The sequence below is a fragment of the Pseudomonas sp. ZS1P83 genome, assembly GCF_054897825.1.
The window spans coordinates 761,583-787,742 of the sequence record NZ_CM142706.1 but is presented as its reverse complement, the minus strand read 5'-3'; the positions used below and the strand labels follow the sequence as shown (position 1 = coordinate 787,742).

Here is a 26,160-nt window from a genome sequence, read left to right as displayed (position 1 = left end):
CTTCACCGCCTGAAGGCTAGATTTCCTTGACCGGCGTCTGATCGTGGGTCCCTTTGATCAAACTGATGGCATGCACACAATCAGCCTTGTTGACGTAAGCCTCCCCGCTGGCAATCGTCTCATTGTTTCCCGCCCTCAAACGCCACCGCCATTGACCTTTGCCAGTCTGTGCGATGCCACGGGTTTGCCTGTAAATCTCAAAATACATTGCTCGCTCCTTGCGATTGCTGATTACGGCAGATCAGTGACCTGCGATACCAGAGTAGATGAGGATTTTTTGAGGCAACGGGTTTCAATGTCAGGGGATATTTCGGAAAAATATCCTTGATTAGCGGGGCGGCCAATGGATACGGGGGGTGGTAAATAGAGTGACTTGGTTGAGTAAGTTTTCCCAGAAACTGGCTTAATTTTCTTACGCTGTAGCGATACCTGTTCCGACGTCAGCTGACTAACTTTTCTGCTGAGTTGAATCTTCAGCTGATAAGGCCAGAGGCTGTTCCTGCATCAGCACTGGATCTTCCTCAAGGGGGACTGCCGTGGTGGCGACTGGGTCAGGACGGGGCAGCAAACCCCGTACAACCCTTTCAATCAGTGAAAGGATTCCATAGGTGATGAAGCCAAAAATAAGCCCGACAACCACAATGCTCAAAGGATGAAGTTGCGCTGCGTCGGGGCTTTCCAACATGTAGCGAAAAGCCTCAACAGCAACGGTCAGACAGGCCGAAAATGCTGCCACCAGCTTCACAAACACCCAAAACCGTCGCCACCTGTTCATGCACTCCTCCGTCATCCGGTGATTTGCGCTGTATTCATGATAGCTAATGACCTGGATGCAACTTACTTTCTGAATCGGTCTTCGCTGCGCTAACAGCTCATCGAGATGAAAAAGCCAAAACCCCAGAAACGAAAAAGCCCCGTAACTTTTCAGCTACGGGGCTTTTTCTATGTAATGGCGGAGAGATAGGGATTCGAACCCTAGGTACCGGTGAAGGTACAACGGATTTCGAATCCGTCCCATTCGGCCACTCTGGCATCTCTCCAACGGCGCGCATCATAACAACACTTTTGCCGGAAGCGAACCCCCTAAGCGAAATTTTTCCGTGCTATCAGATGCTTGCGTCGATTAAAGCGGTACGCCCAAACGATTGGCGACTTCTTCGTAGGCTTCGATGACGTCACCGAGGCCCTGACGGAAGCGGTCTTTGTCCATTTTCTTGCCGGTGGCCTTGTCCCACAGACGGCAGCCGTCCGGGCTGAATTCGTCGCCCAGAACGATGGAGCCGTCTGAGAACACGCCGAATTCAAGTTTGAAGTCGACCAGCAGCAGGCCAGCGTCGTCGAACAGTTTGCTCAGGACTTCGTTGACCTTGAGCGACAGTTCTTTCATGCGAACCAGTTGCTCGGCGGTACCCCAACCGAATGCCACGACGTGGGATTCGTTGATGAACGGGTCGCCCTTGGCGTCGTCCTTCAGGAACAGTTCGAAGGTGTAAGGGTTGAGCTTCATGCCTTCTTCGACGCCCAGGCGCTTGACCAGGCTGCCGGCGGCGTAGTTACGCACGACGCACTCGACCGGGATCATGTCGAGTTTTTTCACCAGGCATTCGTTGTCGCCCAGCAGTTTGTCGAATTGGGTCGGCACGCCGGCTGCTTCGAGTTTCTGCATGATGAAGGCGTTGAACTTGTTGTTCACCATGCCTTTGCGGTCGAGTTGCTCGATGCGCTTGCCGTCGAACGCCGAAGTGTCGTTGCGAAACAGCAGGATCAAGCGGTCAGCGTCGTCGGTCTTGAAAACCGATTTGGCTTTGCCGCGGTAGAGTTCTTCACGTTTTTCCATGATGGGCTCCGCTTGCTAAGTAGGTGGGCTAGGCGATGTATCGCCAGTCGAGCCCTGAATCTTGATCGGCCAGTTGCAGCCAGTCCGGGTCGCACCCGAGGGTGTCGACAAAACATTGCCGGGCCAGCTGCGGCAGGTTGTTTTTGCTGCTCAGATGGGCCAGGACCAGGTGTTGCAGGCCTTGCCAGCCCAACTCAGACACCAGGAATGCTGCCTGATGGTTGTTCAAATGTCCCAGTTCACCGCCCACCCGCTGCTTGAGAAAGTACGGGTAGTGACCGCGAGCCAGCATGTCACGACAATGATTGGACTCGATCATCAACGCATCGAGGTCCCGATAGCCGTCCAGCACCTTGTTGCAATACGAGCCCAGGTCGGTCAACAGGCCGAAACGCCGCTCACCGTCACTGAATACGTATTGCGTCGGCTCCTGTGCATCGTGTGCCACGGCAATAACGTCGATGCTCAGTGCGCCGATCTGCAGTTGCTCGCCGCCGGCCAGAAGGCCAGCCGGTTCAATGGGTTTGCGCATCCCGCGCAGGGTTCCGCGACTGAGGTAGACAGGCAGATTGTAGCGCCGAGACAGCAAACCCACGCCATGCACGTGGTCTGCATGTTCGTGGGTCACGAGTATCGCGCTCAGCTGCACAGGGCTCACACCCAGGCGCAACAAGCGTTTTTCGGTTTCCCGCAGGGAGAAACCACAATCCACCAGCACATACGTGTCAGCGCTGGCTATCAGCGTGCCGTTCCCTTGGCTACCGCTGCCGAGAACGGCAAAACGCATGTGATCAGCCCAGGTTGTCCTGAATCACGCTCAACACTTTGCGCGCCACGTCTGCCGGCGCCACGGTATTGAGGTTCTTCTCGACGGTGACCTGGACGTTCTCGCCAACCTTGCTCAGGCGAACCTGATAACGCTCGGCACGGGATTCAACTTCTTCCTTGCTCGGAGCACCGCCAAACAGGCCGCTGAAGAAACCAGGCTTCTCGTCTTTCTTCTCGGCTTTTTCGGCCAGGTTGATGTAGTACAGGCCCAGGCTGCGGTTGATGTCTTCAACGCGCCATTCACCCTGTTCCAGCGCACGACCGACGCTCGACCAGGCGCGATCCAGGTCGTTGCCGACGTTCAGGACAGGGTTGCCGCTGCCGTCTTCGCTCAGGCTGACACGGCTTGGCGTATCGGAATCACGTGAAGCCAGCATGGAGACCGAACCGCCCTTCTCCGAGGTGCGGCTCATGCTCGCGAGCATGTCGTCGACCAGTGCCGCGTCCAGGCCCGTGTTGACCGAGCGATTGGTGAAGGCCACGTCGGAGGTGCTACCGGCAGGACGCTCAGCGCTGACCACGTAGACTTCACTGGTGTTGCGCTGCACGCCAGGCTCGATGCGGACCCGCACGCGGGTTTCGCTGTCAGCGCCGACACCGGCCGCGCTCAGGCGCTTGGCCATGGCGGCGGACAGTTCGTCGGAATGCTGCCAGGTGGTGGTGAATTCGCCGGTTTGCGGGCGCTGTTCGTCAAGACGGAAACCGTTGTCCTGGAAGAACTGCACGGCCACTGGCCAGACTTCGGCCGGCGGGTTCTGGGCGACGATCCAACGCGAATCACCGGTCTTTTGCAGGGAGTAGGCGCTGGCGTCAGCCCCTGCCGACAACGGTTGCGGGCGAGGAACGATGTACTCGCCCTTGGCGGTGTCATCGGCCACGTTGCGCGGGATCGGCAACAGCGGATCCAGACGTTTGGCGGTGCTGACATCCGGTGGCAATTGCATGGGTGCAGTTTGTTGCGCTTCCAGGTAATCGCTACCACGGTCACGGAAATAACCTTCCGGGCCCCAAACCCATCCGCAGCCACTAGTGCTGGAGATGATCAAGGCAAGTGCGGAAAGTCCGGCCAATCGCTTCATGCGTAGTGCTTCCTCAATTAAACCAGGACGCCGGACTGGCGCATGGCCTGCCGCAGCGGTTCGTGACAGGCAGCGCTGAGCCAGGTGAGCGGCAGACGGATACCGTCCGGCATCAAGCCCATTTCATGCAGTGCCCATTTCACGGGGATAGGGTTGGATTCGATAAACAGGGTTTTATTGAGCGGCATCAGCTTTTCGTGAATCGCGCGGGCCGTCACGGCGTCGCCTTTCAGAGCAGCGTTGCACAGGTCGCTCATGTCGCGCGGCGCAACGTTGGCGGTCACCGAGATGTTGCCCTTGCCGCCGAGCAGCATCAACTCGACCGCGGTCGCGTCGTCACCGGAATAGACCAGGAAGTCGCTGCTCACGCCGGCAAGGATGTCCTTGGCGCGCTGCAGGTCGCCGGTGGCTTCCTTGATGCCGATGATGTTTTTCACGGTCGACAGGCGGATCACGGTTTCGGCCAGCATGTCGCACGCAGTGCGGCCGGGCACGTTATAAAGTATCTGCGGGATGTCGACGGCTTCGGCGATGGCTTTGAAGTGCTGGTACAAGCCTTCCTGGGTCGGTTTGTTGTAATACGGCGTCACCAGCAGGCAAGCATCGGCGCCGGCGGTCTTCGCATTGGTGGTCAGCTCGATGGCTTCGCGAGTCGAGTTGGCGCCGGTACCGGCGATCACCGGGATGCGCCCTGCAACCTGCTTCACCACGTAACGAATCACTTCGATGTGCTCGTTCACGTCAAGGGTGGCCGATTCACCTGTGGTGCCGACCGCCACGATGGCGTGGGTGCCGTTTTGCAGGTGAAAGTCCACCAGTTTGCTCAGGCTGTCCCAGTCGAGACGACCTTGTGCATCCATGGGTGTGACCAGTGCCACCATACTGCCCGCAATCATGCAACCGCTCCTGCCGGAAAAAGAGAGCGGTAATGGTACTGGCGCCAAGATGCTTGTACAAGCGAAGTACTGCGCTGCTGCCATTCCCCTTGGCGCTGCTTTTCGCTACCCTTCAGACTTTGATCGGTACTGATAAGCTCGTACGCCGGGTTCCAGCCTCCTTTTTCGGCATCACAAGCCCCGATCCAGCGTTGCCACCCCTCGCTCTTGCCACACTGGAGCACGTTGCAACCTTGCGGCTCGGGTTTTCTGAATTCGCATCCACAGGCTCGCTCCCGGCAAAAAAGCCCGTAGAAGTATCGACCGCTCATCGCTTTAGGAATGCTGCATGTCCACCCCCACAGTTCGCGAACAATTCCTTGTCATCAGTGCCCTCGGCGCCAACCCCATGGAGCTGACTAACGTTCTGTGCCGCGCCAGCCATGAAAACCGCTGCGCCGTGGTCACCTCTCGCCTGACGCGTCATGGCGAGTGCAGTGCGCTGATTCTCGAGATCTCCGGCAGCTGGGACGCCTTGGCGCGCCTCGAAGGCAGCCTGCCGAGCCTCGCCAAGAAGCACGCCTTTACGGTCAACGTGGTGCGCAGCGCGGCGCTGGAGAATCGTCCTCAGGCCCTGCCGTACGTCGCCTATGTCAGCTCGGCTTACCGCTCGGACATCATTAACGAGCTGTGCCAGTTCTTCATGGACCACAACGTCGAGCTGGAAAACCTCACCTGCGACACCTATCAGGCTCCGCAAACCGGCGGCACCATGCTCAATGCCACGTTTACCGTGACGTTGCCGGCCGGTGTGCAGATCAGCTGGCTGCGCGATCAGTTTCTGGATTTCGCCGACGCGTTGAACCTGGATGCCCTGATCGAACCGTGGCGCCCACAAAACCCAATGTAAGGAAGCATTCATGGCCGTTGCCATCGACCAACCGGTTGCCGACTTCGAAGCAACCGCCACCAGCGGGCAGACCGTCCGCCTCGCAAGCCTCAAAAGCAAGCAGGTGGTGATTTACTTCTATCCGAAGGACAGCACGCCAGGCTGCACCACCCAGGGTCAGGGCTTTCGCGATCAGCTGGACGCTTTTAAAGCCGCCAACACCGAAGTTTTCGGCGTGTCTCGCGACAGCCTCAAATCCCACGAAAACTTCAAGGCCAAGCAAGCGTTCACCTTCGAGCTGATCAGCGACAAGGAAGAAGCACTTTGCCAGTTGTTCGATGTGATCAAGCTGAAGAAGCTTTATGGCAAAGAGTATATGGGTGTTGATCGCAGCACTTTCCTGATCGACAAGGACGGTGTACTGCGTCAGGAATGGCGGGGTGTGAAGGTGCCGGGGCATGTAGATGCGGTGTTGGTTGCAGCTCAAGCGCTGAACAAGGCCTGATCGTTGAAGTCTGTGGGAGCCCGCTCCCACAGACCGCTTACAACAGCGGCGCCACCACCGGCACCTTGCGCGGCCATGCATCCAGCACAGCCTTGAATAGCGTCGCCAGGGGAATCGCAAAGAACACCCCCCAAAACCCCCACAGCCCGCCAAACAACAACACCGCGCAGATAATCGCCACCGGATGCAGATTGACCGCTTCCGAGAACAACAGCGGCACCAGTACGTTGCCGTCGAGTGTCTGGATGATCCCGTAAACCGCCATCAAATAGATGAACTGATCGCTCCAGCCCCACTGGAACAACGCAATCAACAGCACCGGCACGGTCACCACCACGGCCCCGACATAGGGCACCACCACCGACACCCCCACCAGCAACGCCAGCAGCGCCGCGTAGTTCAGCCCTAGGGCGACGAAAGCGATGTAAGTCACGCCACCGCAAATGAAGATTTCGATGACCTTGCCGCGAATGTAATTGGCGATTTGCCGGTTCATTTCCTGCGCGACGCGGGTGATCAGCGCCCGCTCACGGGGCAAGTAACCACGCACCCACTGACCGATCATTTCCCGATCCTTGAGAAAGAAAAACACCAGTATCGGCACCAGCACCAGGTAGATCATGATGTTCACCAGCAGCGGCAGACTCGACAGTGAGAACGTCAGCGCCCACTGACCGAACTTGCCGATCTCGCCCCGCGCCACTTCGATGGCCTGCAGCACCTGCTCGTCGGATACCAGATGCGGATAGCGCTCGGGCAGCAGCAATAACAGCGACTGCCACTTGGCGAGCATGCCGGGTAATTCGTTGAACAAGGTGATCAGCTGATGCCAGAGCAACGGCACCACGACAATAATGAATACCAGCAAAACCCCCATGAACAAGGCGAAGACCAGCCCCACCGCCACCCCACCGGGCATGCGCAGGCGTTCGAGAGTGACTACCAACCCTTGCATCAGATACGCCAGCACCATTCCGGCCAGCACTGGCGCGAGCATGCCGCCCAGCGTAAGCACGGCGGTAAACGCCAGAAACAGCAGGACTGCCAGTACCACGGCTTCTTCATCGGAGAAGTAGCGCTGAATCCAGTCGCGTAACACCTTGAACATCAATAATCCCTTAGAAACGAACGCACCAGAATTCAGGCTTTTTTCAACCAGTAGCGGTAAACACCCGCTTCATCTTCTTCACGAAGCAGCGTATGACCGGCCAATCGGGCAAAGGTGCGGAAGTCGCGCTGTGAGCCCGCATCGGTGGCGATCACCTTGAGCACTGCGCCGCTGGCCAGTCGATTAAGTTCCAGCTTGGCCTTGAGCAACGGCAACGGGCAATTCAAGCCACTGGCGTCGAGTTCGGCGTCATGGTTTACAGCGTCAGTCATTGCATCACTCCGGGGTCAGGTGGTTGTGCGGCTAGAATATCTGGTCCGAAGCGTAGTGTCCGGCTACAGTAAGGTCTTTGTCGACTAAGGCTTTGTGCATGACTTTTTTGCGCCCTACCCTGCTGACGCTCGCTTGCCTGCTCGCCTCACCGGGCTTCGCCGACGACCTGCCGTCACTCGGCGACGCCAGTTCTGCCATCGTCTCGCCGCAACAGGAACACCAGTTGGGCCGTGCCTGGCTGGCGCTGTTGCGTAGTCAGGTTTCCCAGCTCAACGATCCGCAACTCAAGGACTACGTCGAATCCAGCGTCTACCGCCTGGTAGAGACCAGCCAGGTCAATGACCGACGCTTGGAGTTCATCCTGATCAATAGCCCGCAACTCAACGCCTTCGCGGCACCAGGCGGAATTGTCGGGGTCAACGGTGGTTTGTTTCTCAATGCCCAGACCGAGGGCGAATACGCCTCGGTACTTGCTCACGAATTGGCTCACTTGTCGCAACGCCACTTCGCCCGCGGCGTCGAAGCCCAACAGCGCATGCAAGTGCCGATGATGGCCGCGCTGCTGGCCGGGATCGTGATTGCCGCAGCCGGTGCCGGCGATGCCGGGATCGCGGCCATTGCGGGCACACAGGCGGCGGCCATTCAGGAACAGCGGCGCTTCTCTCGCCAGAACGAACAGGAAGCCGACCGCATCGGCATCCTCAATCTGGAAAAGGCCGGTTACGATCCGCGCTCGATGCCGACCATGTTCGAGCGATTGGCGCGCCAATACCGCTTTGACGCCAAGCCACCCGAGTTTCTGCTGACTCACCCGGTTACCGAGTCGCGGATCGCCGACACCCGCAACCGCGCCGAACAGGCAAAACCGGGCGGCATCGAAGACACCATCCGGTATCAGCTGATTCGTGCACGGGTCCAGTTAATCTATGAAGAAACCCCTGGCCTGGGCGCCAAACGCTTTCGCGCCCAGCTTGATGAAAACCCGAAAAACGATGTCGCGCGCTATGGCCTGGCCATCGCCCAGATCAAGGGCGGCCAGCTGAACGAAGCGCGGGAAAACCTCAAGTTGCTGCTGGCCAAGTCGCCGAACGAAATCATCTACAACCTGGCTCTGGTCGATCTGGATATTACCAACAATCGTCTGCCGGACGCTCAGTCCCGGGTTGACCGGATGCTTACCCAGTATCCAGGCAACTATCCACTGAATCAGGTGCGTGTCGACCTGCTGCTCAAGCAGAACCGTGCACCCGAAGCGGAAAAAGCACTGGAGAATCTGCTCAAGAGCCGTCCGGACGATCCAGACGTCTGGTACATGGTGGCCGAAACCCGTGGTCTGTCAGGCAACATCATCGGCCTGCATCAGGCCCGCGCCGAGTATTTCGCCCTGGTTGGGGACTACCGTCAGGCCATTCAGCAACTGGACTTCGCCAAGCGCAAGGCAGGCACCAACTTCCCGCTGTCGTCGCGGATCGACGCACGGCAACGTGAGCTGATGGAACAAGAGCGCATGATCAAGGACATGATGGGCTGACTCTTTTCAGCAGACACAAAAAAACCGCCTCTTTCGAGGCGGTTTTTTATTCAGCCAACAACCGGATTATTCAGCCAGTTTGAAGGTGATGAAGCTGGCGCGATTTTGACGCAGAACCCGCATCGACACCGAGCGGTTCTTCGGCAGCGCCTTGGCGATATCCGTGAACTCCTTGGTGGAACCAATCGCCTGATTGTTCAGGTGAGTGATCACATCGCCTGGCTGCAGGCCAATCAGAGAAGCAGGACCGTCCTGGACTTCCTTGATGACCACGCCGCCTTTGAGGTCGTAGGTTTTCTTCTGTTCATCAGTCAGCTCGGCCACGGAAACACCCAGGCGGTTGCTGCTGCGTTCAGTGCTGGATTTTGGCAGGGTGTCCAGCTCTTTGCCTTCTTCCGGGATAGCGCCAACAGTCAACTCGACATTCTTGCGCTTGCCTTCACGTATCACTTCCAGATCAGCTTTGGAGCCGGCCTTCAGCGCACCCACCAAGTGCGGAAGATCGGCGGACATGACGATCGGTTGGCCATTCATGCTCAGGATCACGTCGCCTACTAGCAGGCCGCCCTTGGCAGCCGGGCCGTCATCCTGGATCTGAGCCACCAGCGCACCGGCCGGTTTCTCCAGACCGAATGACTCGGCCAGGTCCTTGTTCACTTCCTGAATCACCACACCCAACCAGCCACGGCTGACTTTGCCACCGCTTTTGAGCTGATTGGAAACGTCCATGGCTACGTCGATAGGGATCGCGAACGACACGCCCATGAAGCCGCCGGAACGGGTGTAGATCTGCGAGTTGATGCCAACCACTTCACCGGCCAGGTTGAACAGCGGACCACCAGAGTTACCTGGATTGATCGGCACATCGGTCTGGATGAACGGCACATAGTTTTCGTTCGGCAGGCTGCGACCGATGGCACTGACGATACCTTGGGTCACGGTATGGTCGAAACCGAATGGCGAGCCAATAGCCACGACCCATTGGCCGGCTTTCAGATCTTGGGATTTGCCTAGTTTCAGGACCGGCAGATCCTTGCCTTCGATTTTCAACAGAGCCACATCGGAACGTGGATCGGTGCCGACCAGCTTCGCCTTCAATTCGCTGCGGTCAGCGAGTCGAACGAGAATTTCGTCGGCATCGGCGATTACATGGTTGTTGGTCAGGATGTAGCCATCAGGCGAGATGATGAAGCCCGAACCCAAGGATTGGGCTTCACGCTGACGATCACCGCGAGGCGTACGCGGCTGTGGCATGCCACGTTCGAAGAACTCGCGCAGCATCGGCGGCAAGCCTTCAAGGTCAGGCATCTGCTCGCTCGACACTTTGCGGTCCGGCAGTTTCTGCGTGGTACTGATGTTCACCACCGCGGGCGAGGCCTGCTCGACCAACTGTGTGAAGTCAGGCAACTCGGCCGCTTGAACAGCGACCGCCTGACCAAGCACCAGCACGGTGGCAAAAATAGAGAGATAAGACTTCAAGCGTGGTATCGACATACGGCTCCCGTTACGACGAGCATGGTTAAGCGATATGGAGCAAGGAACACCGGGAACAATACGCCGGTATTTTTGTTCCGGGAACAACAAACAAGGCCAGAGCCGAGGGACTCTGACCTATAGAAAAATTCGGAGATATTTGCAAGTTGAAATGCTCACCAAACATTTCGATATAGCTCACTACTTGGTTGCAGTGGCGTCGGAGCGCATGGATAGCGCAATCCGCTCAGCGGTGCCAATCGGAATCTCACCGACCACGGTCACCATCATCTCACCTTGTGGGGTAGTCAAGCGTCGGGAAACTGCAACGGTCGGCCCCAGTTGGGTGCGAGTATCAGCGACTGTGGCGCCATTCAACGGTTCCAGGAAAACCGAGAAACGGGCCAGACCATCGTCATACATCAGACTGTTGACTTGAGTTTTGGTCTCTGGATCCTTGCGCGATGTACTACTGGTCAGCTCGAAACCAGGCGGTAACCAGTCCGAGCGCCAGACCTGAGCGGCCTTGATTGCAGAAGCCTTGTCGCTGTCGAGGGCAACAGTTTTGCAATCGGCGCCAGGCTGCAAGTCGCTGTCGGACGGAACATCAGCGGTATCCAATTGGGTGAACTGGAATCGCTCCAGCAATTGCCCTCTTTCATTCAGAAGCAATGATTTGAGAGGCAGGCCGGTTTCTTTATCCAGATGCAATTCAAAACCGTAACGGTGTTGATCGCGGGGTGTCAGTGAAACGATCACTGCCGCACGCCCGGCCACACGCGACTTGCCAATGACGGCAAGGTCGTACCAATTCTTTAGCTTTTGTGGATCGAGTGCACGAGCAGCGGAGTTGGGGGAATCCCCAAGCCCTGCTATCAGGGTGCCGCTGACACATTGAGTATGTCCATCAATGCGCACGACTTCCTGTGCCGAGCCGTCGAGCTGGAGTAAACGCTCACGGACCTTGCCATTCTGTACACGGTGCCAGATGTTGTGGGTAGAAAAACTACCGTTACGCTCGTAGACGAATGTACCGTGAAAGCTTTGCTGTTGCTCGGCTTGGCCCAGACGGGTCAACCAGTCCTGGGCTTCATCAGCATTGGCTGGAACAACGAACCAGCCACCGAGCAGAAGCGTAAGTAGAGGTATGGCGCGCATGATCCTCCTTAACGGTTTTCCAGACTTGCTGCACGAGCGTAAGGCAGAGCGCTCTCAGTACCTTTCAATGCAGCCTGTTGAGCATGTTGGCGCAAGTAGCCTGGCAGACGCTGATCGTGCCAGCCTGGCTGACCTTGCAATACGCCGTTGGCCATAGGACCAGTGGCTTCCGAACTCTCATTGTAGCCTGCCAAAACAGCTGGACCCTTGACCTGAGGAACGGCCAGACCCGGTTGATTGGATTGCTGTGCCAATTCGACACCAGCGATCTCGTCCTGATTATATAGACGAACGCCCGCCAGTACCGCGACGGTTACCGATGCAGCGACCGCCAGACGACCCAGGCTGCGCCATGGACCACGGGAGGCTTTTGCCGGTACGGCTTCGTCAGCCAGCGCAGCAGAGACTGCCGCAGCGATATCCAGACGTGGAAGCAGCAAATCCTTGTGCATAACTGCCCGAGCGATCTGATAACGAGCCCAGGTTTCCCGGGTTTCAACATCGTCAAAGGCATTCAATACCCGACGCAATTCCAATTCGTCCGCTTCGTTATCCATCACTGCGGACAGCGATTCCTGCAGGGCTTCACGACTCATGGCGTTCCTCTCTTGGCTGTCGCCGCTGTCTCAGTTTTCCTGCAACAACGGCTGCAGGGCTTTATCGATGGCTTCCCGAGCGCGAAAAATCCGGGAGCGCACGGTACCCACCGGACATTGCATGACGGCCGCAATGTCCTCGTAACTCAGACCATCGAATTCACGTAAAGTTAACGCCGTACGCAAATCTTCTGGCAGTTGCTGAATGGTTCGATGGACGGTGCCTTCGATCTCATCCCGCAGCAATGCACGCTCTGGCGACTCGAGATCCTTCAGGCCATGATCGCCATCGTAGAACTCTGCATCCTCGGAACTGACATCGCTATCCGGCGGCCGACGGCCGCGTGAAACCAGATAGTTTTTCGCCGTGTTGATGGCGATGCGGTAAAGCCACGTATAAAACGCGCTGTCTCCGCGAAAATTTCCAAGTGCACGGTACGCCTTGATAAAGGCTTCCTGCGCCACATCCTGGGCTTCATGGGTGTCGTGCACGAAACGCACGATCAACCCGAGAATTTTGTGCTGGTATTTCAGCACTAGCAGATCAAAAGCTCGCTTGTCGCCGCGCTGAACGCGTTCGACCAGCTGCTGATCCTCTTCCTGGGTTAGCATGAACACTCCTCGATAAACTCGGAGGAGGCTTGCATACCTAAACGACCAGACTTGCAAACATAGACTCGGGCTTTTCGCAAAAGTTCTCCCCCTCCAAGCAAGTTTCCTGCGGGCTCTGATTTGGCACGCACGAAAAGCGCAGCTCGGGTTAACCCGGCTGCGCGAATAATCTTGTCACCGGATTCGCCAGCAAGGATCAAACCATAGACCCCGCGTTGAAGCCGACACTGTCCCTTAAATCAGGCAACGGTCTATGGATCTTGGGCCTTTGGCAAAAGTTCCAAATATTTATAGCTGCGCAAGACCGACATTGTGCAACCGTGAAGAGAAAAGACTGTTAAATCCACGATACAGTCTTTTAGTCGCCGAACCGGTGAAAAAAACATCCGACGAAGCGTCCAGTCTTTTCCGTCACACTAGTTTCACAATGCCATGTGGGCTCGGCTATTGTGCCGCTCCCCCCCTCTATATACTAGTGGGCTGTGTGGCTGTCTTGACTCGCCGATCCAGGTGTCTTGCGCCAACCCCGACCCAGGTCGCTTTGAGCGGAATCCTGAAATGAGCCAACAGTTTCAACACGATGTACTGGTCATTGGCAGCGGTGCTGCCGGCTTGAGCCTTGCACTGACCCTGCCCGGTCATTTGCACATTGCCGTATTGAGCAAAGGCGACCTCGCCAATGGCTCGACTTTCTGGGCCCAGGGTGGCGTCGCCGCCGTCCTGGATGACACCGACACCGTTGAGTCACATGTCAATGACACCCTCAATGCCGGCGGCGGCCTGTGCCACGAAGACGCCGTGCGCTTTACCGTCGAGCACAGTAAAGAGGCGATTCAATGGCTGATCGACCAAGGCGTGCCCTTCACCCGCGATGAACAGTCCGGAACCGAAGATGGTGGATTCGAGTTTCACCTGACCCGCGAAGGCGGTCACAGTCATCGGCGCATCATCCATGCCGCCGATGCCACGGGCGCAGCGATTTTCAGAACCTTGCTCGACAAGGCCAGGCAACGACCGAACATCGAACTGCTGGAGCAACGAGTCGCGATCGATCTGATCACCGAAAAGCGCCTTGGGCTTGAAGGTGATCGCTGCCTCGGCGCCTACGTCCTCAATCGCGGGACCGGTGAAGTCGACACCTACGGCGCTCGCTTTGTGATCCTCGCATCGGGTGGCGCAGCAAAGGTCTATCTCTATACCAGCAACCCCGACGGCGCCTGCGGTGATGGCATTGCTATGGCCTGGCGTTCGGGCTGCCGGGTGGCGAATCTGGAGTTCAACCAGTTCCACCCCACTTGCCTGTATCACCCGCAAGCCAAAAGCTTCTTGGTCACCGAAGCCCTGCGCGGCGAAGGCGCACACCTGAAACTGCCCAACGGCGAACGCTTCATGCAGCGCTTCGACCCTCGCGCCGAGCTGGCGCCACGGGACATCGTCGCCCGGGCCATCGACCATGAAATGAAGCGTCTGGGCGTCGACTGCGTCTATCTGGACATCAGCCACAAGCCGGAAGCGTTCATCAAGACTCACTTCCCGACCGTGTACGAACGCTGCCTCGAGTTTTCCATCGACATCACCAAGCAACCGATTCCGGTGGTGCCAGCGGCGCACTACACCTGCGGCGGCGTGATGGTTGACCAGCACGGTCGCACCGACGTGCCGGGGTTATATGCCATTGGCGAAACCAGCTTCACCGGCCTGCATGGCGCCAACCGTATGGCCAGCAACTCGTTGCTGGAGTGTTTCGTGTACGCGCGTTCGGCGGCGGCGGACATTCTTGAGCAGCTGCCGCAGGTTTCGATTCCGATCGCCCTGCCCGTCTGGGATGCGAGCCAGGTCACCGACTCCGATGAGGACGTGATCATTGCGCATAATTGGGACGAACTGCGGCGATTCATGTGGGACTATGTCGGCATCGTGCGCACCAACAAGCGCTTGCAACGGGCGCAGCATCGCGTGCGGCTGTTGCTGGACGAAATCGATGAGTTCTACAGCAACTACAAGGTCAGTCGCGATTTGATCGAATTGCGTAACCTGGCCCAAGTGGCCGAGCTGATGATCCAGTCCGCCATGGAACGCAAGGAAAGTCGCGGTCTGCATTACACCCTCGACTACCCGAACATGCTGCCGGTCGCCCTCGATACTATTCTGGTGCCGCCCACCTACGTCGACTGAACGTGAGCCGAACCCGCAGGCGTCGGTGCAGATCCGTCGCCTGCGAGTCGCGGGGAACGCAGATTGATCTGACCTGCCGCTCGTCTCGCAGTCGAAAACGCAACACCACAATCAATGGCAACGCCAGGCTGTCCGGTCGCAACTGCACGGGTTGCCAACCTGCAGCCTGGTTCCACAACTGCCAACCATCAGCATCGCGACGCAAGCCGCGAAATGCCTGAGGGTGCGTCAGCAGAATCTGCCTCGGCAATGCCCAACAGCCATGAACCACGCACAGAATAACGCCTAGCAGACTGGCCCAGACTGGAATAGAGAGAAGAAACAGCGAACCCAGCGCGAACAGCTGGGCCAGAAGATACGCCGCCAGCAACTGCCGTGAGGCATGCCAGCGGCATTCGAACACATTACTTGGGCTGGACACGATCCAGGATCATGCGAACCATGCGTTGAAGCTCCGGATCTTCCGATTCGGCGCGCTCCATGAACCAGCCGAACATGTCCTGATCTTCGCATTCGAGCAGCTTGCGGTAGCAATCGCGGTCGACATCATTGAGGTGCGGATAGACCTCTTTCACGAACGGCACCAGCAACACGTCAAGCTCAAGCATGCCGCGGCGGCTGTGCCAGTAGAGGCGATTCAGTTCAACGTCTTCGACCATGGAGCGCTCCTCAAATAGGCGGCAAGTATACAGCCCCAGGCAGAGTCGGACACTCGGCTTTGGTCGGCCACCAACGATCCTTTGTGAACTACCCATTTCGAGAGCGCCCCCTTATGATGTCCCCCAGACTCTTTACCCTGCGATGACCCATGGCCGATTCTGCTTTTTTCTGCACCCTGTCTCATGAAGGCGTTCTCGCAGTACGCGGCGCGGATGCCAGCAAATTCCTGCAAGGCCAATTGACGTGCAACCTCAATTACCTGAGCGAAACCCAGGCCAGCCTGGGCGCTCGCTGCACGCAGAAAGGCCGGATGCAGTCGAGCTTCCGCATCTTGCTGGAAGGCGACGGCGTTCTGATGGCCATGGCCTCCGAGTTGCTGGAGCCGCAACTGGCGGACCTGAAAAAGTACGCGGTGTTCTCCAAATCCAAACTGACCGACGAAAGTGCCGCCTGGGTCCGCCTCGGCGTCAATCATGGTGAGGCTGCACTGATCAGCCTGGGACTTGAGCTGCCGGCAGAAACCGACAGCGTCGTGCGCAGTGAAGGTCTGATCGCCATTCGCGTCTCGCCGGATCGTGCCGAACTCTGGGTCACCGCGGATCAGGCCGACCTCATCAGGGGCAAGCTGTCCGCCCTGCTGGCCGAAGGCGATCTGAATCAATGGCTGCTGGGCCAGATCCGCGCAGGGATCGGTCAGGTCATGCCGAGCACTCGCGAGTTGTTCATCCCGCAGATGCTCAATCTGCAAGCCGTTGGTGGCGTGAGCTTCAAGAAAGGTTGCTACACCGGTCAAGAGATCGTCGCGCGCATGCAGTACCTGGGCAAGCTCAAGCGCCGCTTGTATCGCCTGAAACTGGATGCCAACGAGCTGCCTGAACCTGGTACGCCACTGTTCTCCCCGACCCATGGCAGTTCCATCGGTGAAGTGGTGTTGGCCGCCCACGCCGAGCAGAACATTGAACTTCTGGCCGTGCTGCAAGCCGAAGCAGCAGAAGGGGGTGATATCCATCTGGGCGCGCTCGAAGGGCCAGCCCTGCACCTGCTCGACCTGCCGTACCCACTGGATCGCGATCGCGAAATCCAGCGCTAACAGCAGCACTTGTCGCAACACCTAGAGAAACGAAATGAGCGAGCTGGCGGAAAAGGTCCAACAGGATTTGGTTGAGGCCATCGATAACGACGACCTGGTTCTGCCAACGTTACCGGAAGTGGCCCTGCAGATTCGCAAGGCCGCAGAAGACCCTGAAATCAGTGTCAGCACCTTGAGCAAAGTGATCGGCCGGGATACCGCGCTGTCGGCACGCTTGATCAAAGTGGTCAATAGCCCGCTGTTGCGCGCGACCCAGGAAGTCACTGATCTGCACACGGCGATCACTCGACTGGGTGTCAATTACAGCAGCAACCTGGCCATCGGTCTGGTCATGGAGCAGATTTTCCATGCCCGCTCCGAGGTGGTGGAACAGAAAATGCGAGAAGTCTGGCGCAAAAGCCTGGAAATCGCCGGAGTCAGCTACGCCCTGTGCCGCCGCTACACCCAGCTAAAACCCGATCAGGCAGCCCTTGGCGGACTGGTGCACCAGATCGGTGTGCTGCCGATCCTGACCTACGCTGAAGATCACTATGAACTGCTGTCTGACGCGGTCAGCCTCAACCATGTTATCGACCAGATTCATCCGTGGATCGGCGACAAATTGCTCAGGGTCTGGGAGTTTCCGGAAATGCTGGTACAGGTGCCGGGGCTCTATCTGGACTTCAAGCGAGAGTCGGAGCGGGTCGATTATGTCGATCTGGTGCAAGTGGCCAGCCTGTATTGCCACAAGGACACCGACCATCCCCTAGCCCGTATCGACGCATTCAGCGTGCCGGCGTTCAAGAAGCTGGGGATTGATCCGGAAAACGAGGTGATGTGCCGCGATCTGGAAGAGTCGCGGTCGATGTTTTATTAAAAGCGAAGAGGCCAGCAAAGACACCATCACTCTCCCACAATAAAACTCACCCGCACCTTCAGGCCCGCCTGCTCTCCATCGTGCAGGCTGATTTGAGCCAGGTGTGCGCGGCAGATCTCGCCGACAATCGCCAGCCCCAAACCCGAACCCGCCACCTGCTGGTTACGCCGGTAAAAGCGCTCGAACACCCGATCGCGCTCTTCAAGAGGAATCCCGGGGCCGTCGTCCTCAACCTCCAACACTGCCGGTGCCGTGACCCGAAGAATGACATTGCCACCCGGCGGTGTATGGGCCAGCGCGTTATCCACCAGATTGCTCAACAGTTCGTTCAACAGCGTCGGCTCGCCGCGCAACCAGACGGGTTCGTCCGCTTCCAGCGCCAGCGCCACACCGCGTGCGTGGGCCAGCGGTGCCATGGCCATGCCGAGCTCGCGAGCCAGCTGACTGAGGTCAAGCAACTGCGCACCGCCCTCGGCGATGGCCCGGGCACCATTTTCGACCCGTGCCAGCGAGAGCAATTGATTGGCAAGGTGGGTCAATCGGTCCGTGCCTTGGGCGGCGGTTTCCAACGTACTGCGCCAGGTTTGCGGTTCGCTCGAACGCAGACCCAGTTCGAGTAGCGCCTTGAGCGCCGCCAGGGGCGTGCGCAATTCATGGGCGGCATCGGCGATGAACTGCGCCTGACGCTCGAACTGCCCGCGCAGGCGCTCGGTAAAGTGATTGAGCGCGCGCACCAGTGGCCACAACTCGTGCTGCACCTCCACCAGCGGCAACGGTCGCAGATCGTCCGACTGCCGCTCCTCCACCGCGGTGCGCAAGCGTTCCAGCGGACGCAGCGCCGCGCTGACCGCAAACCAAACCAACAACAACGCGCCGACCGCCAGCATGCCCAGACGCAACAGCGTGTCCGCTGCCAGACTGCGAGCCATGCTGACCCGCGCTTCATCGGTTTCCGCCACCCGAATTTCCGCCATGCCATTCATGTTCGGGTCGCTCACAGGTTTAAGCAGGCTCACCACGCGTACGTTCTGTCCCAGGTATTGGGCGTTATAGAAACGCGCCAATGCCGGATAGTCATCGGTGCGCGGCGTCCCTGGTGGCGGCGGCGGAAGGTTTTCGTAACCGGAGATCAGTTTCTGATTGATGTCGTTGACCAGGTAAAAAATTCGCCCCGCGCTGTCGTACGCGAAGGTATCGAGGGCTATATACGGCACGTCAGCGCTCAGCGTGCCGTCGCGCTGAGACACACCGGCGGCGATGGTCCGCGCCGACGCCAGCAAGGTCCGGTCATAGGCGATGTCGGCGGCTTCGCGACCGTTCCAGTAAGCGCTCAAACCACTGGCCAGCATCAACACCACCAGCAACAGCGCCAGATTCCACAGCAACCGCCAACGCAGGCTGCTGGGCTTATGCATCACGGCTTTCCAACAAGTAGCCGAGACCACGGAAGGTCACGATGACGACCGGTTGACCGTCGAGCTTCTTGCGCAGGCGATGGACATAGATCTCGATGGCGTCGGGGCTGGCCTCTTCGTCCAGACCGAACACTTGTGCAGCCAGTTGCTCCTTGCTCATCACCCGACCAGGTCGGGCGATCAGGGCTTCGAGTACGGCCTGTTCGCGAGAGGTCAGGGTCAGCAGTTCTTCGCCGAGGGTGAAGCGCCGAGTGTCCAGGTCATAGGCCAGCACGCCGCAGCGCTGCTGGCGTTCACCGCCGAGCACACTGCGACGCAGCAAGGCTTTGACCCGAGCTTCGAGTTCGGTCAGTTCGAAAGGTTTGGCCAGGTAATCGTCAGCGCCGAGGTTCAGGCCGTGGACCCGATCCTTGACGTCGCTGCGAGCGGTCAACATCAACACCGGCAGGTTCTTGCCCCGCGCCCGCAGGCGCGCCAGCACTTCGAAACCATCCATGCGCGGCAGGCCGACGTCGAGGATCGCCATGGCGTATTCCTCGCTACTCAACGCCAGGTCGGCCGTCACGCCGTCGTGCAGCACATCCACGGTCAGCCCGGTGCTCTTGAGCGCCTGGGCGACACTTTCGGCGAGCTGCAGATGGTCTTCGACGAGCAGAACACGCATGGATCTTTACCTCATTCAGGGATGGTCGACGCCATTCTTTGGCGCGGAGTTTACAGCCGCAACCGCTGCTGTGAAGCCCGAGAACCGTGAAAGGCTGCTGAAAGGTTAGTGAAAGGTTGGACCGTTAGAGTCCAGCCACGGGCAGTTTCGACTGCCCGGCGCTAGCGCACTAGCGATACGAAAAACGCCACGAAGCGTTTTCGCCAATAAGAACAATAACGGAGTACTTCACGATGCTGTCCATGCAGCCTCAGGCTCGCCCGCCTGTTCGTTTTTCCCGCCTCAGCCAGACCGCCCTTGCCAGTGCCGCCGCCTTCGCCGGCTTTTCGCCGTTGAGCCAGGCTGCCTTCTTCGAAGACAGTACGGCAACGCTTGAAACCCGCAACATGTATTTCAACCGCGACTTTCGCAGCGGCACCAGCGCCCAACAATCCAAGCGTGACGAATGGGCCCAGGGCTTCATGCTCAATCTGCAATCGGGTTACACCGACGGCACCGTGGGGTTTGGTGTCGATGCGCTGGGCATGCTCGGCGTTAAACTCGATTCGAGTCCCGACCGTACCGGCACCGGCCTGTTACCAACCCACGATGATGGTCGCGCGGCCGATGAGTACTCCAAACTCGGCCTGACCGGCAAAGTGAAGATCTCCGCCACCGAACTGAAAATCGGCAGCCTGATCCCGGAACTGCCGACACTCAAGCCCAACGATGGGCGCATCTTGCCGCAGACCTTTGAGGGCGGCCTGCTGACCTCCAAAGAGATCAAGAACCTGACCTTCACTGGCGGGCGACTGGATAAAGCCAAGGACCGCGACAGTACCGATTTCGAGGACATCGCCCTCAACAACAAGAACAGCCGCTTCGCTGGCACGGCCGCGGGCAAGCACTTCGACTTTGGCGGCGTGGACTACAAGTTCACCGACAAAATCACCGGCAGCTACCACTTCGCGCAACTCGATGAAGTCTATAACCAACACTTCCTCGGCGTCGTCGCCTCGCAGCCGTTCGGCCCTGGCACTTTCGGCACTGACCTGCGACTTGCCATCAGTGATGACCAGGGCGCGGCCCGTGGCGGCAAGATCGACAACAAATCCCTCAACGGCCTGGTGAGTTATGCCTTGAGCGGGCATAAATTCAGCGCCGGTTATCAGCACATGTCCGGCGACAGTGCCTTCCCGTATGTCGATGGCAGCGACCCGTACCTGGTTAACTTCGTGCAGATCAACGACTTTGCCGGCGCCGAAGAACATTCCTGGCAGGCGCGCTACGACTACGATTTCGCCAAACTCGGCATCCCCGGCCTGACGTTCATGAGCCGTTACCTGAGCGGTGACAACATCAAGCTCAAGAACGGTGATGAAGGCAAAGAGTGGGAACGCAACACCGAGATCAAATATGTTGTACAAAGCGGCGCGCTCAAGGACGTCGCCGTACGCCTGCGTAATGCCGCCTACCGTTCCAACTACTCCGCTCGCGATGCCGATGAAGTGCGTCTGCTGGTGAGCTATAGCGTTGCACTTTGGTAATTGATTGAACCGCCGAAGGCTAAAAGATCGCAGCCTTCGGCAGTTCCTACACATCCATACAACAAAAAATCTGTGGAGAACCCAATGAATTTGTCACTGCGTAAAGTTGCTCTCACCGCCAGCGCCCTGCTGTTCGCCGGCCAGTTGTTGGCCGAGCCGAAGCGCCCGGAATGCATCGCCCCGGCCTCGCCAGGTGGCGGTTTCGACCTGACCTGCAAACTGGCGCAAAGCGCGCTGGTCAATCAGAAGCTGCTGACCAAACCGATGCGCGTGACCTACATGCCCGGCGGTGTTGGCGCGGTGGCGTACAACGCGGTGGTCGCTCAGCGTCCGGCCGATGCCGGCACGCTGGTAGCGTGGTCCAGCGGTTCGCTGCTGAACCTGGCCCAAGGCAAGTTCGGTCGTTTCGATGAAAACGCCGTGCGCTGGCTGGCGGCGGTTGGAACAAGCTATGGCGCCATCGCGGTGAAAAGCGATTCGCCTTACAAGACGCTGGACGATCTGGTTCAGGCGTTGAAGAAGGATCCGAGCAAAGTGGTGATCGGCTCCGGCGGCACCGTCGGCAGCCAGGACTGGATGCAAACCGCCCTGATCGCCAAGGCTGCCGGGATCAACCCGCGCGACCTGCGTTACGTTGCCCTCGAAGGTGGCGGTGAAATCGCCACTGCCCTGCTCGGCGGCCACATCCAGGTTGGCAGCACCGACATCTCCGACTCCATGCCGCACATCCAGAGCGGGGACATGCGCTTGCTGGCGGTGTTCTCCGAGAAGCGTCTGGACGAACCGGAAATGAAAGATATTCCGACCGCCAAAGAGCAAGGCTACGACATCGTCTGGCCAGTGGTTCGCGGCTTCTACCTCGGGCCAAAAGTCAGCGACGAAGACTACGCCTGGTGGAAAGACGCCTTCGACAAACTGTTGGCTTCCGAGGAGTTCGCCAAGCTGCGCGATCAACGTGAGCTCTTCCCGTTCGCCATGACCGGTCCGGAGCTGGACACCTACGTGAAAAAACAGGTCGCGGACTACAAAGTGCTGGCCAAAGAGTTCGGCCTGATTAAGTGATCGCCTCTGTCTAGCGGCTGTGGCCCCCGTCCTGCGGGGCCACGGCACAGGAGTTTCCCATGCTCTTACAACGCATTTTCGCTTCGGTGCTGTTGCTGGCCTGTGTTGGCCTGGCACTGATGGCGTGGCCGTATCAAGCGTCTTTTTCCTACGAACCGGTGGGGCCGCGAGCCTTCCCGCTGTTGATGCTCGGCCTGATGGGCCTTGGTCTGCTGTACATGGTGTTTCGCCCGACGCCGATTGTGCACAGCGACGATGACCCGAAACTCGACCGTGAAACCCTGACCAAAATCGGCATCTGCGTCGTGCTGTTGCTGGTGTTCGCCGGGACCTTCGAACCCCTTGGTTTCATTGTCGCCAGCATTCTGATTGGAATCCCGATGGCACGCCTGTATGGCGGCCGCTGGCTGCCCAGCGTGGTGATCATCAGCCTGATGGCGATCGGTCTTTATCTGCTGTTCGACAAGGTGATGGACGTGCCACTGCCGCTGGGCGTGCTCGACGTTCTGGAGAACTGATATGGATACTCTTGGCTATTTGGGTCAGGGTTTCGGCGTCGCGCTGAGCCCGTACAATTTGGTGACCGCGCTGTGCGGCACCCTGATCGGCACCGTCGTCGGGCTGTTGCCAGGCCTGGGCCCGATCAACGGCGTGGCGTTGCTGATTCCGATCGCGTTCGCCCTCGGTCTGCCACCGGAGTCGGCGCTGATCCTGCTGGCGGCGGTGTACCTGGGTTGTGAATACGGCGGCCGGATCAGCTCGATCCTGCTGAACATTCCGGGCGAAGCCTCCACCGTCATGACCACCCTCGACGGTTACCCAATGGCCCGCAAAGGTCTGGCCGGTGTAGCGTTGTCGCTGTCAGCGTGGAGTTCGTTCATCGGTGCGTTCATCGCTACGTGCGGCATGGTGCTGTTCGCCCCGCTGCTGGCGAAATGGGCGATTGCCTTTGGACCGGCGGAGTATTTCGTGCTGATGGTATTCGCGATTGTCTGCCTGGGCGGCATGGCCGGTGATCGACCATTGAAGACGTTTATTGCCGCGCTGATCGGCCTGTTTCTGTCGACCGTCGGGATCGATGCCAATAGCGGCGTGTACCGTTTCACCGGGGACAACATCCATTTGACTGACGGCATTCAGTTCGTTGTGCTGGTACTGGGCTTGTTCTCCATCAGTGAAATCCTTCTGCTGCTGGAAAAAACCCATCGCGGCCAGGAAGCGGTGAAAGCGACCGGCCGGATGATGTTCAACTTCAAGGAAGCCTCGGCGGTGTTCGTGGTGAACATCCGTTGCGGTGTGCTCGGTTTCATCATGGGCGTTCTGCCGGGTGCCGGCGCAACGCTGGCCAGTGCCGTGGCCTACATGACTGAAAAACGTATCGCCGGCGCCAATGGCACGTTCGGACAAGGCGACATGCGCGGCCTCGCGGCTCCGGAAACCGCCATCGGTGGCGCAGCCTGCGGTGCCCTGGTGCCGATGCTGACCCTCGGTGTTCCGGGCTCCGGCACCACGGCGGTGATGATCGGCGCTCTGTCGCTGTACAACATCACCCCGGGTCCGCTGCTGTTCCAACAGCAACCCGACATCGTCTGGGGCCTGATCGCTTCGTTGTTCGTCGCCAACATCATGCTGGTGATCCTCAACATCCCGATGATCCGCATCTTCACCCGCATCCTTGCCGTGCCGAACTGGGCGCTGGTGCCAGTGATTGCGATCATCACCGGGATCGGCGTCTACGCGGTGCATGCCACCACCTTCGACTTGTTCCTGATGATCGGCATTGGCATCTTCGGTTACATCCTGCGCAAGCTGGACTTCCCGTTGTCGCCTGTCCTGTTGGGCTTCATTCTCGGCGGCCTGATGGAGCAGAACCTGCGTCGCGCCCTGTCGATTTCCAATGGTGCGCTGGAAATCCTCTGGTCGAGCCCGATCACCTTTGGTGTCTGGGTGCTGACCGCAATCATGTTGCTGATGCCGATCCTGCGGATCTGGCGCAAACGTTCGGTCTCCCGGCGCGCAATCGCTGATGTCTGATCGAACACCCTTCAGAGCCTGGTGGGGAACCCCGCTGGTCGGTCTGCTGGGCGGGTATCTCGCCAGTCAGATCGACTGGCCACTGCCGTGGATGGTCGGCTCGTTGCTGGCGATCATCCTGGTGCGCTGCCTGACACCCTGGCAATTGGCGCAAATCCCTGGCGGCCGCAAGTGCGGCCAGTGGATTGTCGGTATCGGCATCGGCCTGCACTTCACCCCGGTGGTGATGGAGCAGGTCCTGAGCCACTTCGGTCTGATCTTCTTCGGTGCGTTGGTCACCAGCCTGTCGGCCGTGGTCGGGGTCTGGTTGATGCGGCGTACCGGTGAAGATCGCGCCACCGCGTTCTTTTCCAGCATGCCGGGCGGTTCCGGGGAGATGGTCAACCTCGGCGCGCGTAACGGCGCGGTGCTCAGTCGTGTGGCGGCGGGGCAAAGTCTGCGGGTGTTGGTGGTGGTGCTGTGTGTGCCGGCGGCGTTCAAGTATTTGCTGGACAGCGGCGCACCGATTTTTCATCCGTCCACCGTCAACGGGTGGTGGCTCGCTCTTCTCTTCCCGGCAGGCGCCTTGGCGGCGTGGCTCTGGGAACGTCTTCGTCAACCCAATCCATGGCTGTTCGGCCCATTGCTGGTGAGTGCGGCGGTGAGTATCGGTTGGGACCTGCACATCGGTTTGCCCAACGGCGGCAGCCAGATCGGCCAATGGCTGATTGGCAGCGGGTTGGGGTGTCACTTCAATCGGCAGTTTTTCCGTCGCGCCCCGTCGTTCATGGGCCGGACCTTGATCGGCACGGTGCTGACCATGTTGATCGCCACGCTGGCGGCATTGGGGTTGAGTGCGCTGACCCACCTGGATTTGCGTTCGTTGACCTTGGGCATGATGCCCGGCGGGATTGCGGAGATGAGCCTGACGGCGCAAACCCTGCAATTGTCGGTGCCGCTGGTGACGGCGATGCAGGTGATGCGGCTGTTGTTCGTATTGTTTCTGGCGGAGCCGTTGTTCAAGTATTGGAATCGGTTGCCCGACGCCCGCTAACCTGAACGTTCCCGCGCTCTGCGTGGGAACGCCTCAACGGACGCTCCGCGTTCGGCTTTGGATGGGACGCAGAGCGTCCCGGGCTGTATTCCCACGCGGAGCGTGGGAACGATCATTACGCGACTGGCGGCAACCGCCATTCGATCGGCGTCTCGCCATTCTGCTCAAGATACTTATTGGTCCGGCTGAAGTGCCCGCAGCCGAGGAAGCCGCGATAAGCGGACAACGGTGATGGATGCACTGAGGTCAGCACCAGGTGCTTGGTGGCATCGATCAGTTTCTGCTTGCTCTGGGCATGCGCGCCCCACAGCAGGAACACCAGGTGTGGCTGGTGCTCGCTGACCACTTCGATAATCCGATCGGTAAAGTGCTGCCAGCCTTTGCCTGCATGGGCGTTGGCGTTGGCGCGTTCCACGGTCATGGTGGTGTTGATCATCAGCACGCCCTGATCGGCCCAGCTTTGCAGGCAGCCGTGGCCCGGGATGTCGATGTTCAGGTCGCGTTTCAACTCTTTATAGATGTTCACCAATGACGGCGGTGCCGGTACGCCCGGTTGCACCGAGAAGCACAAGCCGTGGGCCTGTCCCGGACCGTGGTACGGGTCCTGGCCGAGAATGACGACTTTGACCTTATCCAGCGGCGTCGAATTGAGCGCATTGAAAATCATCGGTCCTGGCGGGTAGATTTCCTTGCCTGCCGCGCGCTCTTCTTGCAGGAAGTTGCGCAACTCTGCCATGTAGGGCTGGTCGAATTCGGCACGCAGTGCTTCCTTCCAGCTCGGTTCGAGTTTGATACGTTCGTCAGCAGTCATGGTTACATCCGGCAAAAACAATGGAGCGAACCCTAGGAAAGCCCATCACGCTTGTCAATTGATCTGACGC

At 58.8% G+C, this 26,160-nt stretch carries 28 protein-coding genes and 1 tRNA gene; 11 read left to right on the top strand and 18 right to left on the bottom strand.

The window, feature by feature from the left end; all coding sequences use genetic code 11:
* Window positions 1–16: 16 nt before the first annotated feature.
* The 7 genes from ACYZT0_RS03860 to dapA form a co-directional block, all read right to left on the bottom strand.
* Window positions 17–208 carry a YegP family protein gene (locus ACYZT0_RS03860; RefSeq protein WP_282377157.1) on the bottom strand — a complete coding sequence of 64 codons (192 nt, stop codon included), beginning with the start codon at window positions 206–208 and terminating at the stop codon, window positions 17–19.
* A gap of 240 nt (window positions 209–448) precedes the next feature.
* A complete protein-coding gene (locus tag ACYZT0_RS03855; protein WP_462044697.1) occupies window positions 449–775 on the bottom strand; it encodes a hypothetical protein in 327 nt (108 codons plus the stop codon).
* Window positions 776–950: 175 nt separating this feature from the next.
* A tRNA-Ser gene (locus tag ACYZT0_RS03850) sits at window positions 951–1,040 on the bottom strand.
* An 83-nt stretch (window positions 1,041–1,123) separates the two neighbouring features.
* A complete protein-coding gene (gene purC, locus ACYZT0_RS03845) occupies window positions 1,124–1,837 on the bottom strand; it encodes a phosphoribosylaminoimidazolesuccinocarboxamide synthase (protein WP_008034929.1) in 714 nt (237 codons plus the stop codon).
* 28 nt (window positions 1,838–1,865) lie between these two features.
* A complete protein-coding gene (locus ACYZT0_RS03840; protein WP_462044696.1) occupies window positions 1,866–2,624 on the bottom strand; it encodes an MBL fold metallo-hydrolase in 759 nt (252 codons plus the stop codon).
* A 4-nt stretch (window positions 2,625–2,628) separates the two neighbouring features.
* Window positions 2,629–3,744, bottom strand: coding sequence for an outer membrane protein assembly factor BamC (gene bamC / locus ACYZT0_RS03835; RefSeq protein WP_462044695.1), 1,116 nt, complete (start codon window positions 3,742–3,744; stop codon window positions 2,629–2,631).
* A gap of 17 nt (window positions 3,745–3,761) precedes the next feature.
* A complete protein-coding gene (gene dapA, locus ACYZT0_RS03830) occupies window positions 3,762–4,640 on the bottom strand; it encodes a 4-hydroxy-tetrahydrodipicolinate synthase (RefSeq protein WP_462044694.1) in 879 nt (292 codons plus the stop codon).
* Window positions 4,641–4,968: 328 nt separating this feature from the next.
* On the opposite strand from dapA, the gene ACYZT0_RS03825 reads away from it, so the two are divergent.
* The gene (locus ACYZT0_RS03825; protein ID WP_008034925.1) at window positions 4,969–5,529 is read left to right on the top strand and encodes a glycine cleavage system transcriptional repressor; all 561 of its coding nucleotides are present in this window, start codon (window positions 4,969–4,971) and stop codon (window positions 5,527–5,529) included.
* Window positions 5,530–5,539: 10 nt separating this feature from the next.
* Entirely contained in the window at window positions 5,540–6,013 is a 474-nt protein-coding gene (locus ACYZT0_RS03820; protein ID WP_462044693.1) for a peroxiredoxin, read from the top strand.
* A 37-nt stretch (window positions 6,014–6,050) separates the two neighbouring features.
* Here ACYZT0_RS03820 and ACYZT0_RS03815 read toward each other — a convergent pair whose 3' ends face one another.
* Both ACYZT0_RS03815 and ACYZT0_RS03810 read right to left on the bottom strand, forming a co-directional pair.
* Window positions 6,051–7,121, bottom strand: coding sequence for an AI-2E family transporter (locus ACYZT0_RS03815; protein ID WP_462044692.1), 1,071 nt, complete (start codon window positions 7,119–7,121; stop codon window positions 6,051–6,053).
* Window positions 7,122–7,153: 32 nt separating this feature from the next.
* Entirely contained in the window at window positions 7,154–7,393 is a 240-nt protein-coding gene (locus ACYZT0_RS03810) for a sulfurtransferase TusA family protein (RefSeq protein ID WP_462044691.1), read from the bottom strand.
* A gap of 98 nt (window positions 7,394–7,491) precedes the next feature.
* Here ACYZT0_RS03810 and ACYZT0_RS03805 point away from each other — a divergent pair, with 98 nt between their 5' ends.
* A complete protein-coding gene (locus tag ACYZT0_RS03805) occupies window positions 7,492–8,925 on the top strand; it encodes a M48 family metalloprotease (protein WP_462044690.1) in 1,434 nt (477 codons plus the stop codon).
* Between the two features lie 66 nt (window positions 8,926–8,991).
* On the opposite strand, the gene ACYZT0_RS03800 is transcribed toward ACYZT0_RS03805, so the two are convergent.
* The 4 genes from ACYZT0_RS03800 to rpoE all read right to left on the bottom strand — a co-directional run bounded on the left by ACYZT0_RS03800 (window position 8,992) and on the right by rpoE (window position 12,764).
* Window positions 8,992–10,419 carry a DegQ family serine endoprotease gene (locus ACYZT0_RS03800; protein ID WP_462044689.1) on the bottom strand — a complete coding sequence of 476 codons (1,428 nt, stop codon included), beginning with the start codon at window positions 10,417–10,419 and terminating at the stop codon, window positions 8,992–8,994.
* 180 nt (window positions 10,420–10,599) lie between these two features.
* Window positions 10,600–11,556 (bottom strand): MucB/RseB C-terminal domain-containing protein, encoded by a 957-nt coding sequence (locus ACYZT0_RS03795; protein WP_462044688.1) that lies wholly within the window; start codon window positions 11,554–11,556, stop codon window positions 10,600–10,602.
* An 8-nt stretch (window positions 11,557–11,564) separates the two neighbouring features.
* Window positions 11,565–12,152 carry a sigma-E factor negative regulatory protein gene (locus tag ACYZT0_RS03790; RefSeq protein ID WP_282377216.1) on the bottom strand — a complete coding sequence of 196 codons (588 nt, stop codon included), beginning with the start codon at window positions 12,150–12,152 and terminating at the stop codon, window positions 11,565–11,567.
* A 30-nt stretch (window positions 12,153–12,182) separates the two neighbouring features.
* The gene (gene rpoE, locus ACYZT0_RS03785; protein WP_007944079.1) at window positions 12,183–12,764 is read right to left on the bottom strand and encodes an RNA polymerase sigma factor RpoE; all 582 of its coding nucleotides are present in this window, start codon (window positions 12,762–12,764) and stop codon (window positions 12,183–12,185) included.
* A 558-nt stretch (window positions 12,765–13,322) separates the two neighbouring features.
* Here rpoE and nadB point away from each other — a divergent pair.
* Complete coding sequence (gene nadB, locus ACYZT0_RS03780; protein WP_462044687.1) at window positions 13,323–14,939, top strand: L-aspartate oxidase; 1,617 nt, start codon at window positions 13,323–13,325, stop codon at window positions 14,937–14,939.
* Here nadB and ACYZT0_RS03775 read toward each other — a convergent pair.
* Entirely contained in the window at window positions 14,908–15,360 is a 453-nt protein-coding gene (locus ACYZT0_RS03775; RefSeq protein WP_462044686.1) for a protein YgfX, read from the bottom strand. The two genes, nadB and ACYZT0_RS03775, sit on opposite strands and share 32 nt — an antisense overlap.
* Entirely contained in the window at window positions 15,344–15,598 is a 255-nt protein-coding gene (locus ACYZT0_RS03770) for an FAD assembly factor SdhE (protein ID WP_007944081.1), read from the bottom strand. Before ACYZT0_RS03770 ends, ACYZT0_RS03775 begins: the two co-directional genes overlap by 17 nt.
* Window positions 15,599–15,747: 149 nt before the next feature.
* Here ACYZT0_RS03770 and ygfZ point away from each other — a divergent pair, with 149 nt between their 5' ends.
* Both ygfZ and ACYZT0_RS03760 read left to right on the top strand, forming a co-directional pair.
* Window positions 15,748–16,689, top strand: coding sequence for a CAF17-like 4Fe-4S cluster assembly/insertion protein YgfZ (ygfZ, locus tag ACYZT0_RS03765; RefSeq protein WP_462044685.1), 942 nt, complete (start codon window positions 15,748–15,750; stop codon window positions 16,687–16,689).
* Window positions 16,690–16,723: 34 nt separating this feature from the next.
* A complete protein-coding gene (locus tag ACYZT0_RS03760) occupies window positions 16,724–17,545 on the top strand; it encodes an HDOD domain-containing protein (protein WP_462044684.1) in 822 nt (273 codons plus the stop codon).
* A gap of 26 nt (window positions 17,546–17,571) precedes the next feature.
* Here ACYZT0_RS03760 and ACYZT0_RS03755 read toward each other — a convergent pair whose 3' ends face one another.
* Entirely contained in the window at window positions 17,572–18,960 is a 1,389-nt protein-coding gene (locus ACYZT0_RS03755) for a sensor histidine kinase (protein ID WP_462044683.1), read from the bottom strand.
* Window positions 18,953–19,624 (bottom strand): response regulator, encoded by a 672-nt coding sequence (locus ACYZT0_RS03750; RefSeq protein ID WP_462044682.1) that lies wholly within the window; start codon window positions 19,622–19,624, stop codon window positions 18,953–18,955. The genes ACYZT0_RS03755 and ACYZT0_RS03750 overlap by 8 nt, the downstream gene beginning before the upstream one ends.
* Window positions 19,625–19,857: 233 nt before the next feature.
* On the opposite strand from ACYZT0_RS03750, the gene ACYZT0_RS03745 reads away from it, so the two are divergent.
* The 5 genes from ACYZT0_RS03745 to ACYZT0_RS03725 all read left to right on the top strand — a co-directional run bounded on the left by ACYZT0_RS03745 (window position 19,858) and on the right by ACYZT0_RS03725 (window position 25,279).
* On the top strand, window positions 19,858–21,150 hold the full coding sequence (locus ACYZT0_RS03745) for an OprD family porin (protein WP_462044681.1): 1,293 nt from the start codon (window positions 19,858–19,860) through the stop codon (window positions 21,148–21,150).
* Window positions 21,151–21,234: 84 nt separating this feature from the next.
* The gene (locus tag ACYZT0_RS03740; protein ID WP_462044680.1) at window positions 21,235–22,212 is read left to right on the top strand and encodes a Bug family tripartite tricarboxylate transporter substrate binding protein; all 978 of its coding nucleotides are present in this window, start codon (window positions 21,235–21,237) and stop codon (window positions 22,210–22,212) included.
* A 59-nt stretch (window positions 22,213–22,271) separates the two neighbouring features.
* Entirely contained in the window at window positions 22,272–22,730 is a 459-nt protein-coding gene (locus ACYZT0_RS03735; protein WP_462044679.1) for a tripartite tricarboxylate transporter TctB family protein, read from the top strand.
* A gap of 1 nt (window position 22,731) precedes the next feature.
* Window positions 22,732–24,246 carry a tripartite tricarboxylate transporter permease gene (locus tag ACYZT0_RS03730; RefSeq protein WP_462044677.1) on the top strand — a complete coding sequence of 505 codons (1,515 nt, stop codon included), beginning with the start codon at window positions 22,732–22,734 and terminating at the stop codon, window positions 24,244–24,246.
* Window positions 24,239–25,279 (top strand): AbrB family transcriptional regulator, encoded by a 1,041-nt coding sequence (locus ACYZT0_RS03725; RefSeq protein ID WP_462044676.1) that lies wholly within the window; start codon window positions 24,239–24,241, stop codon window positions 25,277–25,279. The genes ACYZT0_RS03730 and ACYZT0_RS03725 overlap by 8 nt, the downstream gene beginning before the upstream one ends.
* A 115-nt stretch (window positions 25,280–25,394) precedes the next feature.
* Here ACYZT0_RS03725 and ung read toward each other — a convergent pair whose 3' ends face one another.
* Window positions 25,395–26,090 carry a uracil-DNA glycosylase gene (ung, locus tag ACYZT0_RS03720; RefSeq protein WP_462044675.1) on the bottom strand — a complete coding sequence of 232 codons (696 nt, stop codon included), beginning with the start codon at window positions 26,088–26,090 and terminating at the stop codon, window positions 25,395–25,397.
* Window positions 26,091–26,160: the final 70 nt, after the last annotated feature.